Origin of the sequence: Streptomyces sp. NBC_01775, assembly GCF_035917675.1 — a bacterium.
Classification (GTDB): Bacteria; Actinomycetota; Actinomycetes; order Streptomycetales; family Streptomycetaceae; genus Streptomyces.
Genome location: NZ_CP109105.1, coordinates 58,333 through 75,251 on the forward strand (window position 1 = coordinate 58,333; position 16,919 = coordinate 75,251).

Sequence of the window (16,919 nt, forward strand, 5' to 3'; positions counted from 1 at the left end):
CAACGACGCCAACGCCGAGCCCAGGGCTGGGACGTGGCCACCTACGGCATCGGCGGCACCGAAGGCCCCACCGTCGTCGCCGCCGTCTCCGCCTGGGCCTCCCCCATGACCGCCGCCCTGGTCCTGGCAGCCGGATGCTTCATCGCCGCAGCCGTCATCCGCTTCCTGCCCTACAGCCCACCCCTGGCCGCAGCAGCAGAGGTCCCCCGCCCCACCCGCACCCTCATAGGCATCCTCACCTCCGGCCCCCTGCGCCGCACGCTATACCTGACCGTACCCTCGGCCTCTCGGTCGGGGACGAACTACCCGCCCAGCGCGGCAAACTGCGTGAGCACCTCGCGCTGTAGGTGCACTCAACCAGTCCGGCGAGCGTCTCTGCTTCGTCGGACCGGCCACCGCTCCTCACGCACCATCTGCCACCGAAGATTCATCCGATGAGGGCCGCGGGTCAAGGCTGGCCCGGGGCGGGCCGTGGACGTGCCGCTGTACTGGCAGCCATGGACGCTCGACGTCCCGGCGATTACCCCGCGCTGACCTCACCCGACCTTCTGCAATGCGCGTTCGCGTCGCGCGGCCACACTGGAGCCGGACTCCCTGCGCGCCATCCTGCGCAGCACCACCGGCGCCACGAGCAGGCCGAACACCGCCCAGGCGCCCAGCACACCGACCGTCTCCAAATGCCGCCACAACTCCCCGATCTCGACGGCCACCGCGTCGGACGGCAGCAGGGCGGAGCGCATGCCCAGGCCGAGCCAGTAGACCGGGAACACCTGGGCGATCCACTGCAGCCACTCCGGCAGCGCGGTGACGGGGTAGAAGATGCCCGAGATCGCGATCGTCCCGAGGACGGGCAGCTGGATCAGCCCCTGCGAGCGTGCGCTGGTGAACACCGAGCCGAGGATCGCGCCGATCGGCCTAGGTGGCCACCATGCCGAGCGCCACCACCCAGGCAAGGCCCAGCCACGCGTCCGCACCGAGGTCGAGCCCCTCGATGAGGAACAGCCCGGGGATCAGGAAGATCGCCAGGTCGGCCAGCAGTCCACCGGGAGACCGAGACGACCTTGCCGACGAGGTAGCCGACCATACCGTTCGGGGTGGCCTTGGCACGCAGGAGAGTGCCGTCCTCGCGTTCCGCGGTGAGCAGCTGGCCCATGGTGACCATGCCGAACGAGGCATTCATGCCCAGGATGCTCGGCAGCGCGAAGGTGCCGAGCAGCAGCCCCGTGCTCCCGAACTCCGCGTCGCGCATGAACCACAGGGAGCCCAGCATCAGCAGCGGCCAGAACAGGTGGCTGGACAGCTCCGCTCCGTTGGTGAACGACTGCCGCAACTCGATCATGCCGCGCCTCAGGCCGGCGCGTATCGCACAGGTCATCGTGGAGCCTCCGCCTCGTGCACCAGTGCCAGATAGGTCTGCTCCAGCGAGGCGCGTTGGACTTCGAGTTCGCTGATCTCCTCACCGTGCTGCTGGAAGAGCTGGCGTACGAAGTCGGTCGACTGCCGCATCGACCGGGTGAAGCGCTGCTCGTGTCTCGTTTGGTGGCCCTGAACCATGGGCTTCAGCCCTTGGCTGTCGTGAGTGTCCGCCGCGGAGAGGCCAACGAGGAGCGGCAGTCCGTTCGCGTCCGACAGGATGTGCGTCCTGGAACCCGGCTTGCCCCGGTCCTCGGGGCTCGGACCTGTGTGTTCGTCCCCTATTTAGCGCGCACGTGGGCGGTGTCGAGGACGACGCGGGTGACGTCGACCAGGCGTTGTTGGTGCGGTCGGAGACGAGGCCGGCGATGGCGCGGTAGGTGTCGGGCAGGCGGTCGCGGCGGTGGGTCCAGCGCATCAGTTGTTTCCAGCGTTTGTGGTCGGCGAGGGCGTGTTCGACGGTGATGCGGTCGAAGGAGTGCCAGTGGCGGTCGCGTTCCCACTGTTCGGCTCTGCCGGGCAGTGCTCCCGGACGCGGTTTTCTGGGTGGTGTGATCGCCTGCCCACGGTGGTCGCGGCTGAGGCCCAGGTAGCCGTCGTCCAGGAGGACCTCGACGTCGGGGAAGTGCTGGAAGCAGACGGCGATGCCTTCGTTGCTGGCGGCCATGGCGTCGTGCATACGTCCAGGTCGCAGGGCGTCGATCCATAATGTGCGGCCGCGCCAGTCGGCGATCACGGTGGCCTTCATGGTGTTCTGCTTCTTCTTCCCCGACACGAAGCTCTACATCTGCCCGGAGTCCCCGGCGGATCACCCTCACACATGCCTGATGCAGTGAGCTCCTTCAGTGATCCGCCCCGGCAGGTCGTCGCTGACGCCTTCGCCCGGGCCGAGGCCCTCGGCCGCCGCCAACACCTCACACTCCAGTGGGCGGGGTCAGTCCTCGCGGATGCTGAGCAGGTCGCCGGGCTGGCAGTCCAGTTCGCGGCAGATCGCGGTGAGGGTGGTGAAGCGGATCGCCTTAGCCCGGTCGTTCTTCAGGACGGAGAGGTTGACCACCGACACCCCGACTCTGGCCGCTAGTTCGGACAGGGTCATGCCGCGTTCGGCCAGCAGCCGGTCCAGGTGGGCCTGGACCCGGTGTTCCTCCTCCGGCGGCATCAGACCAGCCCTTCGGTGTCGGTCCGTAGCTTCGTGCCGCGCCGGAAGACCTCACCCAGAGCCAGGATGAGGAGGGCGAGCAGGACGTATTCACCGGTGAAGGCAGCCGAGAAGGGGATCTGGTCGGCCATGGGGGTGCCGCTGACCAGCGCCTGCGTGGTGATCGCCAGCAGTATCGGGGAGAAGGTGGCATGCGCCAGCACCGTGAGCCCCATGACGCTCAGGCGCTGGGTGTTCCTGGGTACGAAGACGTCGCCGCCGCGCAGGGTGCTGGCCATCTGAAGGAGGAGGGCCAGGATGAGGAGCAGGAGCAGGCTGCCGATGACATTCGGCAGGACGAGCAACAGGCGCTGGCCCAGGTCGGGACTGGCGAAGACGAGGTCGGCCTGGTGAGTGCCGGTGAGAGTCATACCGTGGCCCGCCACCGGGCCGGCCACGGTGCCCGGTATCCGGGTCGTGGCCTTGGCCTCGACCTCGCGGGTGTCCACCGGGTCGATGAGGCCGGCCACTCCGAGGGCCGGGAGCAGCACTCCGAAGACGCCGACCAGCGCAGTGGCCAGGCCCAGAGCTGCCTCCAGCAGTCGGCTGTCGGTCCGGCTCCACCAAGACTTCGTACCCATGATTGTCCTTGCCCTTCGCGGCAGCGTACATATCGCTTATCGATAATATCGATAAGCGATATGTACGCTGTCAAGCTCAGAGGGTTCGTGCCTCTGGGAGGGAAGTGTGAGCTGGGGTAACGCTGGGTCGGGATGTGCCTTGCGCTGTCCCGTCTCCACGTCGAAGGCAAGGGCGTGGTCATGCGGCCCGAAGCCCCGCCCGCGCAGGGCCATCCGGAAGGCCGCTGCGAAGACCGCCGCCCAGGCGGCATGGCGGTCGGCTCGCGCCGGGAAGTTGCAGTGAGCGAGGTGCGGCCCAGCCGGCGCATGCGGGACCTCGGCGTCGTCCAGCACGACACCGGCCTCCTCGCCGAGCCCGCCGCCCCCTTCGACCTGCCCGCCGAGCAGGACGCCGCGACGGACGCCCTCGACCAGCTGTCCCAGGCGACGGACCGCATCGCCCAGGCACACGACTTCTCCGGCAAGGGCATGGGACTCGCGGCCCCACAGATCGGCATCGGCCGCGCAGCCGCGACCGTACGGCCCGCCGAACCCGGGCGCCAGGCCGATCGTGCTCCTCAATCCCCGCATCACCGCAGCCTGCGACGAAATGGACGAGCAGTAGGAAGGCTGCCCGTCCTTCTTCGACGTCCGCGGCCTGGTGCCCCGCCCGCTGAGGATCACCGTGGAGACCACCGCGCTCGACGGCGCCACCATCATCACGGTCTACGAGCCGCGGCCTCGCCCGGCTGATCCATCACGAGGTCGAGCACCTCGACGGCCTGCTGTACCTCTCCCGGATGCGGCCCGGCACCGGACCGATCCCGGTCGAGGTCTACCGGCAGACCAACACCGCCACCGGCCGCGCCTGGGCATACAAGCAGTACCGCCAGGTGCCGTCGGACTCGCGGTGCACGGACCGTATCCGGGCGGCGAGGGGGGCGTCGGCCGCCTGCCGGGCGGCCCGGTCCGCGGCCGTCCGACGCCAGTAGCAGAAGCTGGAGCGGGCGATGCCGAGGACGGTGCACAGCCGCTTCACGCCGTAGCGGCGCTGGTGGTCGGCGACGAACTGGAAGCGGTTCACCAGCGCGTCTCCCCGGCGAAATACTTTGCCGCCTTGCACAGGATCTCGCGTCCCTCCTCCAGCTCGCGGACCTTCTTGCGCAGAGCGGCATTCTCCGCCTCCAACAGCGTCGGCGGCTCGGTCGGCACCTCCGCTCAGCGCCCCTGCGGCCGGCTCGCGCCGGCTGCCCGCACCCAGTTCCGCAAGGTCTCCGGATTGATTCCCAGATCGGCAGCGACCTGCCGGATCGTCGTCTCGGACCGCGACTGGTACAGCGCGACCGCGTCCGCCTTGAACTGCGGCGGATAGTTCTTCATGACCACGAGATCTCCGTTCTCAGATCCTCAGGATCCAGTGTCTCGCGTGTCAAGGATCAAGGGTCAAGGCCCGACAGCCATAGCCAAAGAAGAAACAGCGGCCTACCAGAACAACAATCCGTCATCCCTGCTGATGCCCAACCCCCTGCCACCACACCCCCAACTCACACCGGGGTGAGGGCGCGCAGTTCGTCGACGATGGCCAGCCAGCCCGGTGAGGCGGACCCGCCAGATGGTTGTCCAGTTCCTCCTCGCGGGAACGGTGAGGGAAGCATTGAGTCGCCGCCCCGCGAGGCTCCCGGAAGCCCCGGGAGGCCATCCTCGGGGGGCTCAGGCCAGGCCGGTGAGGACGGCGACCAAGTCGCGGGGGTTCTGTGGTCCGAGGTGAGGCGCGTTCACGGAGTGGACGTCGAAACGGTTGCCGGGGGTGGCCTCGTCGGCTTCTTTGATCATCCGGTTCTGCAGGGGCAGGGGAATCGCCCGGTCCCGGGTGAAGCGGATATAGGTACGCAGGATCCTGCCCCAGGTCGCCGGCACCCCACGGGCGTCGTCGGTGGAGACTGCGTTCGCCTCGTCCGGCTCGAAGGTGTTGAGGGCGGCCAGGAACGCCGCGTTGTCGTAGTCCGCCGCCAGCGCGCGCTTGGCCGTGGCGATGAACTCGGGGTCCGCCGACCGCCAGTTGGTGCGGCCGACGCCGATCCGCTCGGGGTCGCCCACGCTGGGAATCGTGGGAAGCAGCGTCATCGCCGCCTCGGGCGTGGTGAACCAGTCCAGGACGCTGCGGAGCCGGACGCAGCAGAACGCCGACATGTAGACCAGCCGGGCGATCAGCTCGGGCATCTGGTTGCCGACCCGGGTGATCGTGGCGCCTCCCATGCTGTGGCCGACGAGGACCACCGGACCCTGCGCCGCGAGGCGGCGCACGATGCCCGCGACATGGCGGGCGTTGTCGGCCAGAGTTGTCTTGGCCAGTACGGGTGAGGGGGCGTCTGCGAAGGCGTCGAGGTCCTGCGGCGACTGGTAGGAGAGCGGGAAGTTCGCCACCGGCCCATGGCCGGGGAGGTCCACTGCCACCGCCCGGTGGCCCGCCAGGGTGAGAGCAGTGACCAACGGGGCGAAGGAGGCTGCGTTTCCGTTGGCGCCGTGCACGAGCACGAAGGTCGACCGGGGCGCGCTCGGTCGGCCCGCCGCTCCAGCCTCCGCCGTGCCTACTGACAGCGCGGCCGCTCCGCCGGCACCGACTGCAGCCAGGGCAGCTGCCCGGAGCATGCCCCGGCGGCCGGGCCCGGTGGCTCCGGCGAGCCGTTTGACGAAACGGCCGGGATCCGGGGCGTTCGCGAGCTCAGGCACGGGTGGGCCTCCTCCCGGCGCGGTGGACCATGGCCCAGATCAGCAGCGCCAGACCGGCGGCGCCCACCACGAAGTCGGTCCACGACGGGAATCCCGCCGCCCTGAACAGGCCCGCCACACCGAACCCCGTGGCCCACAGCGCCTCGGTGACGGCGGTCCCGAAGCCCTGGAGGCACAGCACAGCGCCGAGTATCCAGCGGACGCTCTGCCCGCTCGTGTCCTGGTGCCGGCTCTTGCCCATCGCCATGCGACCCTCCCGTCCACGCGCACCGGAATCCACCCCCGATACGCTCGTATTGATACGATCGTATCGCAATCTAGCAGGCACCGACACAATGCTTAAACTCGGTGGTTATGCCGAGACAGGTGGATCACGAAGGCCGACGGAGGTTGATCGCCCGGGCGGTCTTCGACCTGATCAGCGAGCGCGGCATCGAGGGGGCATCCATGCGAGACGCCGCGCAGCGGGCCGGTGTCTCCGTGGGTGCCGTTCAGCGGTGCTTCTCCACCAAGGAGGAGATGATCATCTTCGTCCTGGGGTACATGAACCAGCGGGTCACCGAACGCGTGCAGGAAAAGATCGCCGGTGCCAGGGACCCGGAATCAGCCCTGACGATGCTCGAGCAGACCCTCATCGGGATTCTGGCGGTCGACGAGCAGAGCCTCGCCGAGACGCGGGTCTGGCTGGCGTTCACCGCCCAGGCCGCCATCAACCCTCAACTGGCGGTCGTGCAGCGTGTGCAGTACACGGGCCTGACCGAACTCTTCGCCCTTCTGGTCCGGGTGGCCGGTGAGCGCGGCCACGCACGGCCCGACATCGACGCCGATCAAGAGGCGGATTCACTGGTCACCTTCACCGACGGGCTCAATGTGCAGATCCTGGTCGGGCGACACACACCCGACTCCGCGCTGGCCGCAGTGCACCAACGTATCGCCGCGCTGAGAGGGGCGTGAGCACGGCGAGCGAGGCCCCTCGCCGCGCGGACAGGACTTCCGACGTCGCGATCAGGGCCGGTTCCAGTGCCAGGTACAACGCGCCCGAGGAACACCTGGCAGGCAACCATCGGCAGCACAACAGGACCTCGGTCCTCGACGAGTACAAGCTCTCTCTGGACGAGAGTTGAGACGAGGGCTGCACCAACGCCTGGCAGCTCTGGGAGGAGATCGCTCCCTTGGGTTACAGAGGCAGCTACGGCCGGGCCAGCGCCTGCCCTCGGGAGAAGCACACCTGGCCATGGCCGGTCACCGCACAGCCGCCAGCACCCCGCCTGGTGACGAGATGGGATCTCAGCCAACCCGAGACACTGACCGAGATAGAACAGCTCCAGCTCAAGCCCGTCCTGGCCAACTGCCGGGACTCGACGCCCTGACCGATCATGGTTGCCCGCGACGCCGACTGCAAGGTCGCCTACTACCTGCCCGGACTGGCGGTGCGACGGATCGCCGACCCGGGCTCGATGCGCTGGCCGCGGCGGACACGGTGATCGTGCCGGGGGTGGCCAAGGCCGGGGCGGAGGTCTCGCCCGCCCTGGTGGAGGCGCTGCTGCGGGCCCATGCGCGGGGGGCGCGCCTGGTCTCGATCTGCTCGGGGGCGTTCGTGCTGGCCGCGACCGGCCTGCTGGAGGGCCGGCGCGCCACCACCCACTGGCGCTATGCCCGCGCGCTTGCCGAACGGCATCCCGGGATCGAGGTCGACCCCGACGTGCTGTACGTCGACAACGGCGATGTCTTCACCAGCGCGGGCAGCGCGGCCGGTATCGACCTGTGCCTCTACCTGGTCCGGGCTGATCACGGTGCGGCCGTCGCCAACGCGGTGGCGCGCCGCTTCGTCGTTCCGCCGCACCGCGAGGGCGGGCAGGCCCAGTTCATCGAGGCGGCGGTGGGAGAGATCGGCCCCGAGGACGACGGCGTCACGCAGAGCATGAACTGGGCGCTGCGTCATCTGCACACACCTCTGTCCGTGCCCGCCCTGGCCCGGGCTGCGTGCATGTCGGAACGCTCGTACTTGAGGCACTTCACCCGCCGCAACGGCGTGAGCCCCATGCGCTGGGTCATCACTCAGCGGGTGGCTGTCAGCCTGCCGCTGCTCGAGTCCGGCGAGGGCACCGTGGACGAGGTCGCCGCCGCGGTCGGCTTCGACAGCACCGCGACGTACCGGCACCACTTCACCCGCCAGATGCGTACGACGCCGACGGCCTACCGCAAGACGTTCACCCGCGTCCCCGCGCACCCGTAAGGGTCACTCCGTACGACTGGCGGAATCTTGGCGACTTCAGGCATTTACGCCACTCGTGGGGCGGGCCCAGGGATCAAAGGATGGAGACGTCGTCGGCCGGGGATACCCGGCACGGCCCACCGGACCCCGTCCCGACCAGCAGGAACAAGAGGTACTCCCCATGCCTGCCACCGCTTCCGCCGCGATCACCAGTGCCGTCCTGAGCGTGCCCGCCGCCGCCCCGGCCGAGGCCGCCGCCCACTACGCCGCCCGTCTCGCCTTCGAGGCGGATGTCTCCGACGTCCACGCCGATCTGGCATCCGGCTCACCCGGCGTCGTGGTGGTCGACACCCGCAGCAATGCCGCCTGGGACCAGGGTCACATCCCCGGCGCCCTCCACATCCCCACCGCACAGATTGCCGACCTGGCACCGCAGCTGATCGACCCGGCCCAGACCGTGGTCACCTACTGCTGGGGCCCCGGCTGCAACGGCGCGACCCGCGCGGCGCTGGCCTTCGCCCGCCTCGGCTACCAGGTCAAGGAAATGCTCGGCGGCTTCGAGTACTGGGCACGCGAGGGCTTCGCCTACGACTCCGCCACCGGTGCCGAGCAGCGCCCTGTCGACGACCTGGCCGCCCCGCGCTCGGGCATCTCCTGCGCATGCTGAAGGACACCGCACGGCCGGGCGGCGTGATCCGTCCGGCCACCGCGGCCGACCTGCCGGCGACAGCCCACCTGTGCGCCGCCCACGCTGCCTTCGAGCGCGCCGAACCCGTGCCCGCTGATCTCGCCACCCGCCTGGAGCCCGTGCTGTTCTCGGCACATCCGAGAGCATGGTGCCTCGTAGTCGACCACGGAGGCGAACTGATCGGATACGCCACCTACTCCCGGGAGTTCTCCACCTGGCAGGCAACCGACTACGTCCACCTGGACTGCCTGTTCGTCACCGAACCCCACCGAGGAGAGGGCTGGGGCCACGCCCTGCTCAACGCCGTGAAGGACGCGGCAGCAGCCTGCGGCGCCGCACAAATACAGTGGCAGACGCCCGACTGGAACACCGACGCCATCCGCTTCTACCACCGCGCGGGGGCCCAAGCCCGGCCCAAGGTCAGATTCTCACTCCCCGCTCGCCCAACAGAAAACCCGACCCGAGCGCCTGTGGGGGGTCACGCCGCCTGGCTGTAGCCGTCTGGACCTTGCCGGTCCTCGCCACGGAGCGGGCTGAAGTCGACGTCCAGGTGCGGGTCATACGCCTCGGGCTCCAGGCTGCATCCGTGGGCGGAGTACTCGCCGAAGCGGCCTCAACCGGGCGGGCGGGTGTCCTGTGACAGTGAACCTTGACCGATTGCCACTGAAGTTTGACCGCCTGGAGGCGCTCTACCGGCGGACCGCCGAGATCAGTCCGCCGGGCCGCTCCTCGCGCTGCGGAGGGGTGCTGATCGGGCGGCCGTAGGCGGCAGCGCGCTCGCGCAGGGTGTGGCTGTCGGCCCTCCATCCGTGCCCGGCCAGCCAGCCCACCGGGTCGTCGGGCATCTCCGAGACCCACATGGACGCTGCCGATCCCGGCTCGGCGTCCGCGCCGAAGCGCTCGATCACGCCGCGCGAGCCCAATGTCAGCCCCATCCGACTGCCTGCCGCCGACTGCGCGCTGATCCGGGCCAGCAGTAGCTCCACCGCGTCCTCGGGCAGATAGATCAGCAGTCCTTCGGCGATCCACGCGGTCGGCACCGCCGGGTCGTGCCCTGCGGCGGCCAGCGCGCCTGGCCAGTCCTCACGCAGATCCACCGCGACGGTGATCCGCTCGCAGCGTGCGACGGCCCGCTCCTGGCGCAGCACCGAAGCCTTGAAGTCCAGTGGCGCGGCGGTGTCGACCTCGAACAGCCGGGTGCCCTCGGGCCAGTCCATCCGGAAGGCCCGGCTGTCCATGCCGGCGCCGAGCAGCACGACCTGCCGGACCCCGGACGCGGAGGCCTGCTGCAACAGGTCGTCGAGGAACTTCGTCCTGATGACGATGGAGAACGACACGGCCAGCTGGCGGCGGCGCGCGGCGTCGTCATCGGGCAGCGGCGGCGAGGAGGGCCACAGGCCGCCGGCGGTGGCGAAGGCCTGTGCCATTGGGTCGCGGAACAGCGCGTTCTCCCGCTCGGTCTCCAGCGCCCGCACCCTGGCCACCCCCACCGCCGTGGCCCACACTCCCGACGGCTGAACCCGCTCCTGTTCATCAGTCACCGCGCCAGCCTAGGCGGAGCCAGCTGCGCCTTCCGCTGCCGGTATGCCTTCTGGCGGCAGCGCTGTGAGCATGTCCGGCGTTGTTGCTGGCAGGGCCCTGCTGGTAGTGGTCCTCCGCAGGTCTCGCAGGGTCTCGTTGATGGCGTGGGGGCTGGTTCGGGTGGCTGGGGCGGTGCTGCGGGCTGTGGTGTCGGAGATGCCACCGGCGGTGGAGAAGGTGGCTTCGCGGGAGGCTGTCTGAGCTGTTGGCGACGTGCTCGCTGGCGGCATCGGTCTGAGCATGTCCGGCGTGCTGCTGAGAACATCGGGCCGTCGCAGATCGGGCAGACGCGCGGCTCCGGTGGGTCGGCCGGGTCTGCCTCGGCTAACCACTTTTCTTTGTGTTTGAGGTAGTTGGCCCGTCGGCAGGCGGATGAACACAGGCGGTAGCGCTGTCCGGGCTGGATCTTCATGGTCTTGCCGCACTCTCTGCAGGGGGCCTTCTGCACTGGAGCCCGAGGATGCCGTTTCCGGTATGCCTTCTCGCGGCAAGCTTGGGAACAGCGCAGGGCCTGGCGGCCGATGACGTTGGAGGGCGGTATCTCCGCGTCGCACTCCAGGCAGCGCCTCGTTTCCAGGGTGGCCAGCAGCGCCTCCGAGTCGCGGCCGGTCGCGGCGGCCAGTCGTGTCCAGCTGGGAAGACCGAGATGTTCGGGCGGTTCGCAGAGGTACGTCCGCAGGTAGCGGGGCGGAAGATGGTTGGCGTGGGCCAGGCGGACGATGAAGGACCGGATGCCTTCGCCGGACCGGGGCCGGACTTGGAAGGGCAGGACGCGGACGTTCTCGTGGGTCATCGGGAGGACCTGGGCCCGCGGAAGTGGGGCGATTCGGCGGCGACGTCCAGCGGGACGGCCTTCAGCCCGGCTTTGGTGATCTTCTCGGTGCCGTTGAAGATCGCGTCGATCGCGGCTCCGCGGATCTGGTGGGAGAGGGCGCCGATCATGCCGCCGGTGTGGTCGTGCAGGTAGCGGTCCAGTTTCGCCAGAGTGCCGGGCCGGTGCCGCCGCAGGGCGAGGGTCTTCTCCATGGTGGCGACCAGGCCTCGCCATTCACTGTTGTATGGGAAGGGGTGGGTGGGGATCAGGGTGAAACGGCCGGCGATCTGGGCCCCGCGGGTGCCGGTCAGCAGGCTGCCGTGCTCGATGTCGATGCCCGCGTAGATGAATGTCGCGGGGATCCGCTCGGAGAAGTACTTGAGAGTGTCGGCGACTTCGGCGCCGTGCTGGGTGGTGAGCGAGATGTTGTGGAGTTCGTCGACCAGGATCATGCCGGTGCGGGCGTCGGTGCAGACACCGACGACGGACTCGATGAGGTCGGTGATGTTCATGCGAGCCATCACCGGCAGCCCGAGGAAACGGGCGAACTCGGCCGCGATCATGCGGGGGGGGGTGTCCCTATGACTTTGGTCAAGGGGCAATCGGGGTTGGTGGTTGGTAGAAGGTGCCGTCGCGGAGCATGGCGAAGAGGACGTCTGCTCGGCGGCGGGCGAGGCAGAGGAGGGCTTGGGTGTGGTGCTTTCCCTGGGTGATCTTCTTGTCGTAGTAGGTGCGGGATGCCGGGTCGGCCAGGGCGGCGAATGCGGAGAGGAAGAAGGCCCGTTTGAGCTGCTTGTTTCCTCTGCGGGAGGGTTGTTCGCCGCGGATCGAGGAACCCGAGCTGCGGGTCGCGGGGGCGAGGCCGGCGTAGGCCGCGAGGTGGGCGGCGCTGGGGAAACGGGTGCCGTCTCCGACGTCGATGAGGATGCGGGCTCCGGTCCTGATGCCGATGCCGGGCATGGACATCAGGACCCTGGAAAGAGGGTGGGCCTCCAGCAGTTCCTCGATCCGGTGGGCCAGCAGTTTGCGCTGGTCAAGCACCGCCTGGAGCGATTTGGCGAGGCTGGGGACGATCAGTGCGGCGGCATCCGTGCCGGGAACGACGACGGTCTGTTCGTCCAGCGCGGTGAAGACGTCCTCGATCAGTCGCTCGGCCATCCGCGGGGCTTTCGGGCGGATCAGGGTGTTCAGCCTGCGGCGGCCGGCCTTGCGGATCTGGGCCGGGGATCCGAACTGGTCCAGCAGTTTGAGCACAGCCGGGTGCTGGATGCGCGGCCCGATCACCCGCTCCAGGTGCGGGTGGATCTGGGTGAACAGGCCGCGGAGCCGGTTGGACAGGCGCGTTGCCTCGGCGGCGAGATCGTCGTCGAACCCGACGATCATGTGGAGTTCGGCGATCGTGTCGTCGTCGAGGTCGACCGAGCGCAGCGTGTGCGGCATCGCCCGGGCTGCGTCGGCGATGACGAACGCGTCTTTTGCGTCGGTTTTGGCCTCGCCGGGGTAGAGATCGGCGATCCGCCGCATGGTCAGGCCGGGCAGGTAGGCGACGTGGCAGCCCAGGTCGCGGGCGACGGTCAGCGGCAGGGCTCCGATGGAGGCGACCTGGTCGACGATGACCAGGACGGTGCCGTGCTTGGCCTGCAGTTTGGCGAAGACCTCACGGAGCTTGGGCTCGCTGTTGGGCAGCCGGCGGTCGAAGGTCTTTTTGCCGGTGGGGGTGAGTGCGGTGGCGTGGTGTTCGCCCTTGCCGACGTCCAGGCCGAGGTAGACATCGATGCTGCTGGTATCGATCACGTCGGGCATCCTTCGGTGCTGTTCACCCGGCCCTGCCACGGCACTGATCGCCACATCCACATTACGAAGAGCCTCCCGACCTGCGGAAAGGCCGGTGCTCGTGTCCCTAATCAGCGGTCTGTCAGTGCCTCCGGAGCCGGTGACACCACCCCCCGGGCCATGCACTCGACAAGGGGAGGTAGTCATGCCAACTCCGAGGGCCGGTAACCCCGTTGCGGGGCTATGAAAACCGTAATGGGGGGGGCGCGGCGGGCGGGACGGTGATGTAGATGACCGGCTTGCGGTCGGTGGCGGTGGGTGCCGGGCCCGGTCCAGCAGTTCGTGGGACAGACCGAGCTGGGTGATCGCGATGGTCTTCCCGGTGCCGGCGGGGCCGGAGACGATCAGGCCCCGGCGGGCACTGATCGCGTGTCGGTTCAGCACGACCAGGCGGCGTCCGGTGGCGACGGTGTGCCGGACGACAGAGGTGGCGACCACCAGAAGACGGCCGTGATGGTCAAGACGGGCCTCGTCGAAGGCCGCCTGGCCGGCCTCGCCCAGCGCGTCGTACTGAGCATCGGTCAGCCGGGGCGGCGGACCCGGCAGTCCTTCGACGAAGCGGCGCCAGCCGTCGATCGTGGTCAGGTGCCGCTGAGAGTCCTGGGGCAGAGCGGACGACGCTGTCATGAGCGCTTCCAGGGGGCTTCCAGCGGGTCGAACAGCCCGAGCGGGATCACCTCGGCCACCGACTCCTCGCTCTCGTCCGCTTCGTCCTCTGGCTCCGCCTGAGCACCGGCAACGGATGCTGGGGTGAGCGGGCCTGTGGCTTTCGTGCGGGCCGCCACCCGCCGGTCGCGCTTGCCGGGCCCCGGTCCCTGCTCGGTCTGCGGGCCCCCGTGGGCCCGGGTGAGCAGGGCGGCGACCGCGTCGGCGATCTCCGCCTCGGTGGCCCGGGGCAGCTGGTGGCTGACGTGGTCCCAGGCCAGGTCACCGAAGGGGACCGGTGCCCGGTTCAGGTGTTTCCAGGTGGCCAGGACCCACTCGTTGTCACCGCGGTGGTTGCGTACCCAGATCCGGGAGACGTCGTAGGGGTCACGGTGGACCTCCCAGAGGCCGCGTTTCGCCCGGACCCCGGAGTTCTGGCGGCGCATCGGCCCCAACGCCCGGCTATCGTAGGTGCGGTTCTTGATCCGGATGCCGTAGTCGTTGACCACCCGCTATTCCGCGGGCAGGAGTTCGACGTAGTCGTCGCCGCTGAGTGCGACCGGGACGTAGCCGCAAGCCTCCACCAAGGCGGCGTACTTCTCGTTCGGCGTGAACAGCCGACCCGGGTGGACCGGATCGCGCAGACCGTCGTGCTTGCGGTTCTGCCACTTCGCGACGATCCACTCATCCAGAAGCTCCTGCAACTCCAGCAGGGACCACACCCGTTCGCGTTCCAGGTGCCGACCGCGATGGTCACTGCTGCGGCTGGTGTAGGTGGGCAGGAACTGCGCGAACAGCGTGGCCACCGAGCCCAACATCTTCTCGATGTGCCCCTTCTCGAAGGGCGAGCCCTGATGAGCCGGCTGCACTTCGATCTCCAAGAACCGGCAGGAGGAGACGAAGTTTCGGGAGAGGAAGGCCTTGCCATGGTCACAGACGATGACCTCCGGGACGATCACCGACCGGGCCGCCGCATGGGCCAGTGATCGCGGCCAGTTGGGATTCCCCCTGGCGGCCAGTTAGCGGGGAGTTGCCTGACCGCCAGTGATCACTCCGCGTCGGCTTGCCACGGTGGAGCCCTGGCCTCACCGGGCCGCGATGTGCGCCGCCCCGAACAGGCGCTTGGCCATGCCGAGGCGTTCATACGTGGCGATGGCCGGCGCGTTACCGGTGAGCACCATGAGCGCGGCGCGGCCGTGCTGGTTGACGAGGGCGTCCACGACGAAGCCGCACACGGCCCGCGCAAGACCGCGTCCGCGGGCGGCGGGGTGGGTGACCACCCCGCCCATGAACCCGCACCCGGCCGCGGACCAGGCGTCCGCCGCCACCGCTAGCGGCTTCGTCCCGACGCTGCTGTCCACCTCGCCGACGACCCCGGCCCAGCGGCGCATGCCCGCGCGTCCCGGCTGCGCGTAGGAGTCAGGGAAGAAGCGGTCGAACAGTGAGGTCGTCTCCTTCTCCTCGCGGGCGTTCAGCCACCGGACGCCTGCGGCGGCGGCACCGGATGGGGACGTGGCCTCCATCCAGAAGAAGTTGTGGACCGGCGCCAGGTTGGGCAGCTGCCGCACCAGCGCGTCGATCAAGGCAGCTTCCCCCAAGACTCGGTAGGACGGGCCGATCTCCTCCAGAATCCGCCGCACCAACACGGCCACGTCGGCGCCGTCACCCTTGACCGCAAGCCGGTCCTGGTGAAGGTTCGGGCTCGCCACCGCCAGCGCCGCGCCGTGGCACCAGGCCCGTACCCCCGGCCCCAGGCCGTCACCGCCTTGTCCCTGGGTGGCCCAGACCAGATGTCCGTCGCCAGCCGCGGCCTGCTCGATATCGCTGAGCCGTGCAAGTTCCTCCATACGCCGTGCCTACCAGGCGTGCTTGGAGGCCCGCTGTGACCCAGCCCTCATCGAGCACCGACTGTGATCACGTATCTGGCCGTACCTGGGGAATGTGAAGTGGCCGCCGACAGGCCAGCCGCTTGTCCAGAGCCAGCAGCCTGCGGTGCGGCAGCACCGAGCGGGACATCCTGAGCGCGTCCGACCAGCCCGGCCGCATCAGCTCGGGAGTGACGGTGCGGGCCAGCAGCACGCTGGCATCCACGGCTTTCGTGGTCGGCCGGAGCACCGGGGCCAGCTGACGGTCCCACTCGTCCGCCGCTTGCCGCAGGCAGGCGGCAGTGGCCTTGATCTCGATCACGTACTCGTCCAAGCGCTCATCGTCATCCAGCCATTTCGGCGCCGCTTCCTGGAAGAGCCGGACACGCGCCAGGCCAGAGCCATTGCGCCAGCAAGCGTGGCTGAAGGACAGAACGGGCTCCAGAAAGCAGAGGTCCGGCTCCGAGTCCCCCGACGATGCTCCGCCGACAGCACGCAGCCACAGCGAGAGCTGGCGTGCTTCGTCGGTCAGCAGGCACGGGTCGGTGAACGACCAACTGCCCTCCGGCGTTGTCACCTCACCTGCAACGACCAGCCAGTTGTCGTCGTACTGGTCGCCGCTGACCGCCGGGAACTGATAGCGCAGCGGGCGCAGCTCAAAGCGATGTTCGTGATCAGCAAGTAGCACCGCCCAAGGATGTCAGGGCCATCTCGCGCCGCGCGACGGGGAAGCCGGAGTGCCCAGGACGTTCACGAGCGCCCCTGTGGGTCGAGCAGCGGCCCGTCGGGCGAGTGCGGCGGACACCGACAGCCTGGACGCTTCAGAATGCGAAGGCGTCCAGTAGGAAACGCGAGGACCAGACCATCGTGCGGCTCGGCCAGCGGTCGACGTCAGCACCCGGCACGTCCCCCATCACGCCGCCGCAACCGGTCCAGCACTGTGGTTTCTCGGCGAGCTGTGCGCGGGGCGAGAACATCCTTGACACACGAATGGCACGCGCCCACGAAGAGGCTCTCCAGCTCTGGAAACGCTCCGAACACACCGGCCTGTCCTTCACCTGGGACTTCGAGCTGCGTCCCGGAAGCGCTCTGGACCTGGACCGGCAGGAGCCATGGGGCCTCGGGAGGCGGCGCAGCGGCGGACAGTGTCCGGGAGCGTCTGGCTGCGCCAGGCGGCGAGCTGGATGTACGTGGGTGATAGGTCGGTGCTGATGCCGACGTGTCCGAGGGCCTTGGCGGTCGCTGCGGTGGCGCGGGTGCCGCTGAAGGGGTCCAGGACGATTCCGAGGGGCGGGGGCGTATCCGAGGATGAGGCGTCGGGGCAGCGCCTCGGGCATGGCAGCGAAGTGCTGGGCGTCCTCCAGCTCGGCTGGCACC

Annotated in this window: 16 protein-coding genes and 8 pseudogenes; 5 read left to right on the forward strand and 19 right to left on the reverse strand. The window is 69.2% G+C overall.

The window, feature by feature from the left end; translation table 11 throughout:
* Window positions 1–536 precede the first annotated feature (536 nt).
* The 12 genes and pseudogenes from OHB04_RS40525 to OHB04_RS40580 form a co-directional block, all read right to left on the reverse strand.
* Window positions 537–1,375: pseudogene (locus tag OHB04_RS40525) on the reverse strand (ABC transporter permease).
* Complete coding sequence (locus tag OHB04_RS40530; protein WP_326809674.1) at window positions 1,372–1,506, reverse strand: hypothetical protein; 135 nt, start codon at window positions 1,504–1,506, stop codon at window positions 1,372–1,374. Before OHB04_RS40530 ends, OHB04_RS40525 begins: the two are co-directional and overlap by 4 nt.
* Window positions 1,489–1,748 (reverse strand): annotated as a pseudogene (locus OHB04_RS40535) (transposase); the annotation flags it as partial. The gene OHB04_RS40530 and the pseudogene OHB04_RS40535, both read right to left, overlap by 18 nt.
* A gap of 2 nt (window positions 1,749–1,750) precedes the next feature.
* Window positions 1,751–2,194 (reverse strand): annotated as a pseudogene (locus tag OHB04_RS40540) (transposase family protein); the annotation flags it as partial.
* Between the two features lie 153 nt (window positions 2,195–2,347).
* Complete coding sequence (locus OHB04_RS40545; RefSeq protein ID WP_326693326.1) at window positions 2,348–2,572, reverse strand: helix-turn-helix domain-containing protein; 225 nt, start codon at window positions 2,570–2,572, stop codon at window positions 2,348–2,350.
* On the reverse strand, window positions 2,572–3,192 hold the full coding sequence (locus OHB04_RS40550; RefSeq protein WP_326693325.1) for a DUF2975 domain-containing protein: 621 nt from the start codon (window positions 3,190–3,192) through the stop codon (window positions 2,572–2,574). The genes OHB04_RS40545 and OHB04_RS40550 overlap by 1 nt, the downstream gene beginning before the upstream one ends.
* 36 nt (window positions 3,193–3,228) lie before the next feature.
* Window positions 3,229–3,894, reverse strand: a complete 666-nt coding sequence (locus tag OHB04_RS40555; protein ID WP_326693324.1) for a hypothetical protein — start codon at window positions 3,892–3,894, stop codon at window positions 3,229–3,231.
* A gap of 112 nt (window positions 3,895–4,006) precedes the next feature.
* Window positions 4,007–4,255: a hypothetical protein gene (locus tag OHB04_RS40560; RefSeq protein ID WP_326693323.1), complete on the reverse strand. Its 249-nt coding sequence runs from the start codon at window positions 4,253–4,255 to the stop codon at window positions 4,007–4,009.
* Window positions 4,252–4,383, reverse strand: a complete 132-nt coding sequence (locus OHB04_RS40565) for a hypothetical protein (RefSeq protein WP_326693322.1) — start codon at window positions 4,381–4,383, stop codon at window positions 4,252–4,254. Before OHB04_RS40565 ends, OHB04_RS40560 begins: the two co-directional genes overlap by 4 nt.
* A 6-nt stretch (window positions 4,384–4,389) precedes the next feature.
* Window positions 4,390–4,551, reverse strand: a complete 162-nt coding sequence (locus OHB04_RS40570; RefSeq protein WP_326693321.1) for a transposase — start codon at window positions 4,549–4,551, stop codon at window positions 4,390–4,392.
* A 330-nt stretch (window positions 4,552–4,881) separates the two neighbouring features.
* Entirely contained in the window at window positions 4,882–5,820 is a 939-nt protein-coding gene (locus tag OHB04_RS40575; protein WP_331739483.1) for an alpha/beta fold hydrolase, read from the reverse strand.
* A 73-nt stretch (window positions 5,821–5,893) separates the two neighbouring features.
* Complete coding sequence (locus OHB04_RS40580; protein WP_326693319.1) at window positions 5,894–6,148, reverse strand: hypothetical protein; 255 nt, start codon at window positions 6,146–6,148, stop codon at window positions 5,894–5,896.
* Between the two features lie 107 nt (window positions 6,149–6,255).
* Between OHB04_RS40580 and OHB04_RS40585 the strand changes: the two genes are divergently transcribed.
* The 5 genes and pseudogenes from OHB04_RS40585 to OHB04_RS40605 all read left to right on the forward strand — a co-directional run bounded on the left by OHB04_RS40585 (window position 6,256) and on the right by OHB04_RS40605 (window position 9,301).
* On the forward strand, window positions 6,256–6,855 hold the full coding sequence (locus OHB04_RS40585; RefSeq protein ID WP_326693318.1) for a TetR/AcrR family transcriptional regulator: 600 nt from the start codon (window positions 6,256–6,258) through the stop codon (window positions 6,853–6,855).
* The gene (locus OHB04_RS40590; RefSeq protein ID WP_326693317.1) at window positions 6,852–7,025 is read left to right on the forward strand and encodes a hypothetical protein; all 174 of its coding nucleotides are present in this window, start codon (window positions 6,852–6,854) and stop codon (window positions 7,023–7,025) included. The genes OHB04_RS40585 and OHB04_RS40590 overlap by 4 nt, the downstream gene beginning before the upstream one ends.
* 302 nt (window positions 7,026–7,327) lie before the next feature.
* Window positions 7,328–8,137 (forward strand): annotated as a pseudogene (locus OHB04_RS40595) (helix-turn-helix domain-containing protein); the annotation flags it as partial.
* A 160-nt stretch (window positions 8,138–8,297) separates the two neighbouring features.
* Window positions 8,298–8,783: a rhodanese-like domain-containing protein gene (locus OHB04_RS40600; RefSeq protein WP_326687509.1), complete on the forward strand. Its 486-nt coding sequence runs from the start codon at window positions 8,298–8,300 to the stop codon at window positions 8,781–8,783.
* Window positions 8,777–9,301 (forward strand): GNAT family N-acetyltransferase, encoded by a 525-nt coding sequence (locus OHB04_RS40605; protein ID WP_326693315.1) that lies wholly within the window; start codon window positions 8,777–8,779, stop codon window positions 9,299–9,301. Before OHB04_RS40600 ends, OHB04_RS40605 begins: the two co-directional genes overlap by 7 nt.
* A 192-nt stretch (window positions 9,302–9,493) precedes the next feature.
* Here OHB04_RS40605 and OHB04_RS40610 read toward each other — a convergent pair whose 3' ends face one another.
* The 7 genes and pseudogenes from OHB04_RS40610 to OHB04_RS42110 form a co-directional block, all read right to left on the reverse strand.
* Complete coding sequence (locus OHB04_RS40610; RefSeq protein WP_326693314.1) at window positions 9,494–10,345, reverse strand: class I SAM-dependent methyltransferase; 852 nt, start codon at window positions 10,343–10,345, stop codon at window positions 9,494–9,496.
* A gap of 829 nt (window positions 10,346–11,174) precedes the next feature.
* Window positions 11,175–11,765, reverse strand: a pseudogene (locus OHB04_RS40615) (ATP/GTP-binding protein); the annotation flags it as partial.
* A gap of 25 nt (window positions 11,766–11,790) precedes the next feature.
* A complete protein-coding gene (locus OHB04_RS40620) occupies window positions 11,791–13,002 on the reverse strand; it encodes an IS110 family transposase (protein ID WP_326693401.1) in 1,212 nt (403 codons plus the stop codon).
* A gap of 653 nt (window positions 13,003–13,655) precedes the next feature.
* Window positions 13,656–14,660: pseudogene (locus OHB04_RS40625) on the reverse strand (Mu transposase C-terminal domain-containing protein); the annotation flags it as partial.
* A 102-nt stretch (window positions 14,661–14,762) separates the two neighbouring features.
* On the reverse strand, window positions 14,763–15,524 hold the full coding sequence (locus OHB04_RS40630; protein ID WP_326693313.1) for a GNAT family N-acetyltransferase: 762 nt from the start codon (window positions 15,522–15,524) through the stop codon (window positions 14,763–14,765).
* A gap of 82 nt (window positions 15,525–15,606) precedes the next feature.
* A pseudogene (locus OHB04_RS40635) lies at window positions 15,607–15,798 on the reverse strand (integrase); the annotation flags it as partial.
* A 9-nt stretch (window positions 15,799–15,807) separates the two neighbouring features.
* A pseudogene (locus OHB04_RS42110) lies at window positions 15,808–16,230 on the reverse strand (WapI family immunity protein); the annotation flags it as partial.
* Between the last annotated feature and the right edge of the window lie 689 nt (window positions 16,231–16,919).

Bases quoted from the DNA above. Each gene is read 5' to 3' on its own strand.
- OHB04_RS40530 (WP_326809674.1), bottom strand. From the start codon at position 1,506: ATGCGGCAGTCGACCGACTTCGTACGCCAGCTCTTCCAGCAGCACGGT.
- OHB04_RS40545 (WP_326693326.1), bottom strand. From the start codon at position 2,572: ATGCCGCCGGAGGAGGAACACCGGGTCCAGGCCCACCTGGACCGGCTG.
- OHB04_RS40550 (WP_326693325.1), bottom strand. From the start codon at position 3,192: ATGGGTACGAAGTCTTGGTGGAGCCGGACCGACAGCCGACTGCTGGAG.
- OHB04_RS40570 (WP_326693321.1), bottom strand. From the start codon at position 4,551: ATGAAGAACTATCCGCCGCAGTTCAAGGCGGACGCGGTCGCGCTGTAC.
- OHB04_RS40575 (WP_331739483.1), bottom strand. From the start codon at position 5,820: ATGCTCCGGGCAGCTGCCCTGGCTGCAGTCGGTGCCGGCGGAGCGGCC.
- OHB04_RS40580 (WP_326693319.1), bottom strand. From the start codon at position 6,148: ATGGCGATGGGCAAGAGCCGGCACCAGGACACGAGCGGGCAGAGCGTC.
- OHB04_RS40585 (WP_326693318.1), top strand. From the start codon at position 6,256: ATGCCGAGACAGGTGGATCACGAAGGCCGACGGAGGTTGATCGCCCGG.
- OHB04_RS40600 (WP_326687509.1), top strand. From the start codon at position 8,298: ATGCCTGCCACCGCTTCCGCCGCGATCACCAGTGCCGTCCTGAGCGTG.
- OHB04_RS40605 (WP_326693315.1), top strand. From the start codon at position 8,777: ATGCTGAAGGACACCGCACGGCCGGGCGGCGTGATCCGTCCGGCCACC.
- OHB04_RS40620 (WP_326693401.1), bottom strand. From the start codon at position 13,002: ATGCCCGACGTGATCGATACCAGCAGCATCGATGTCTACCTCGGCCTG.
- OHB04_RS40630 (WP_326693313.1), bottom strand. From the start codon at position 15,524: ATGGAGGAACTTGCACGGCTCAGCGATATCGAGCAGGCCGCGGCTGGC.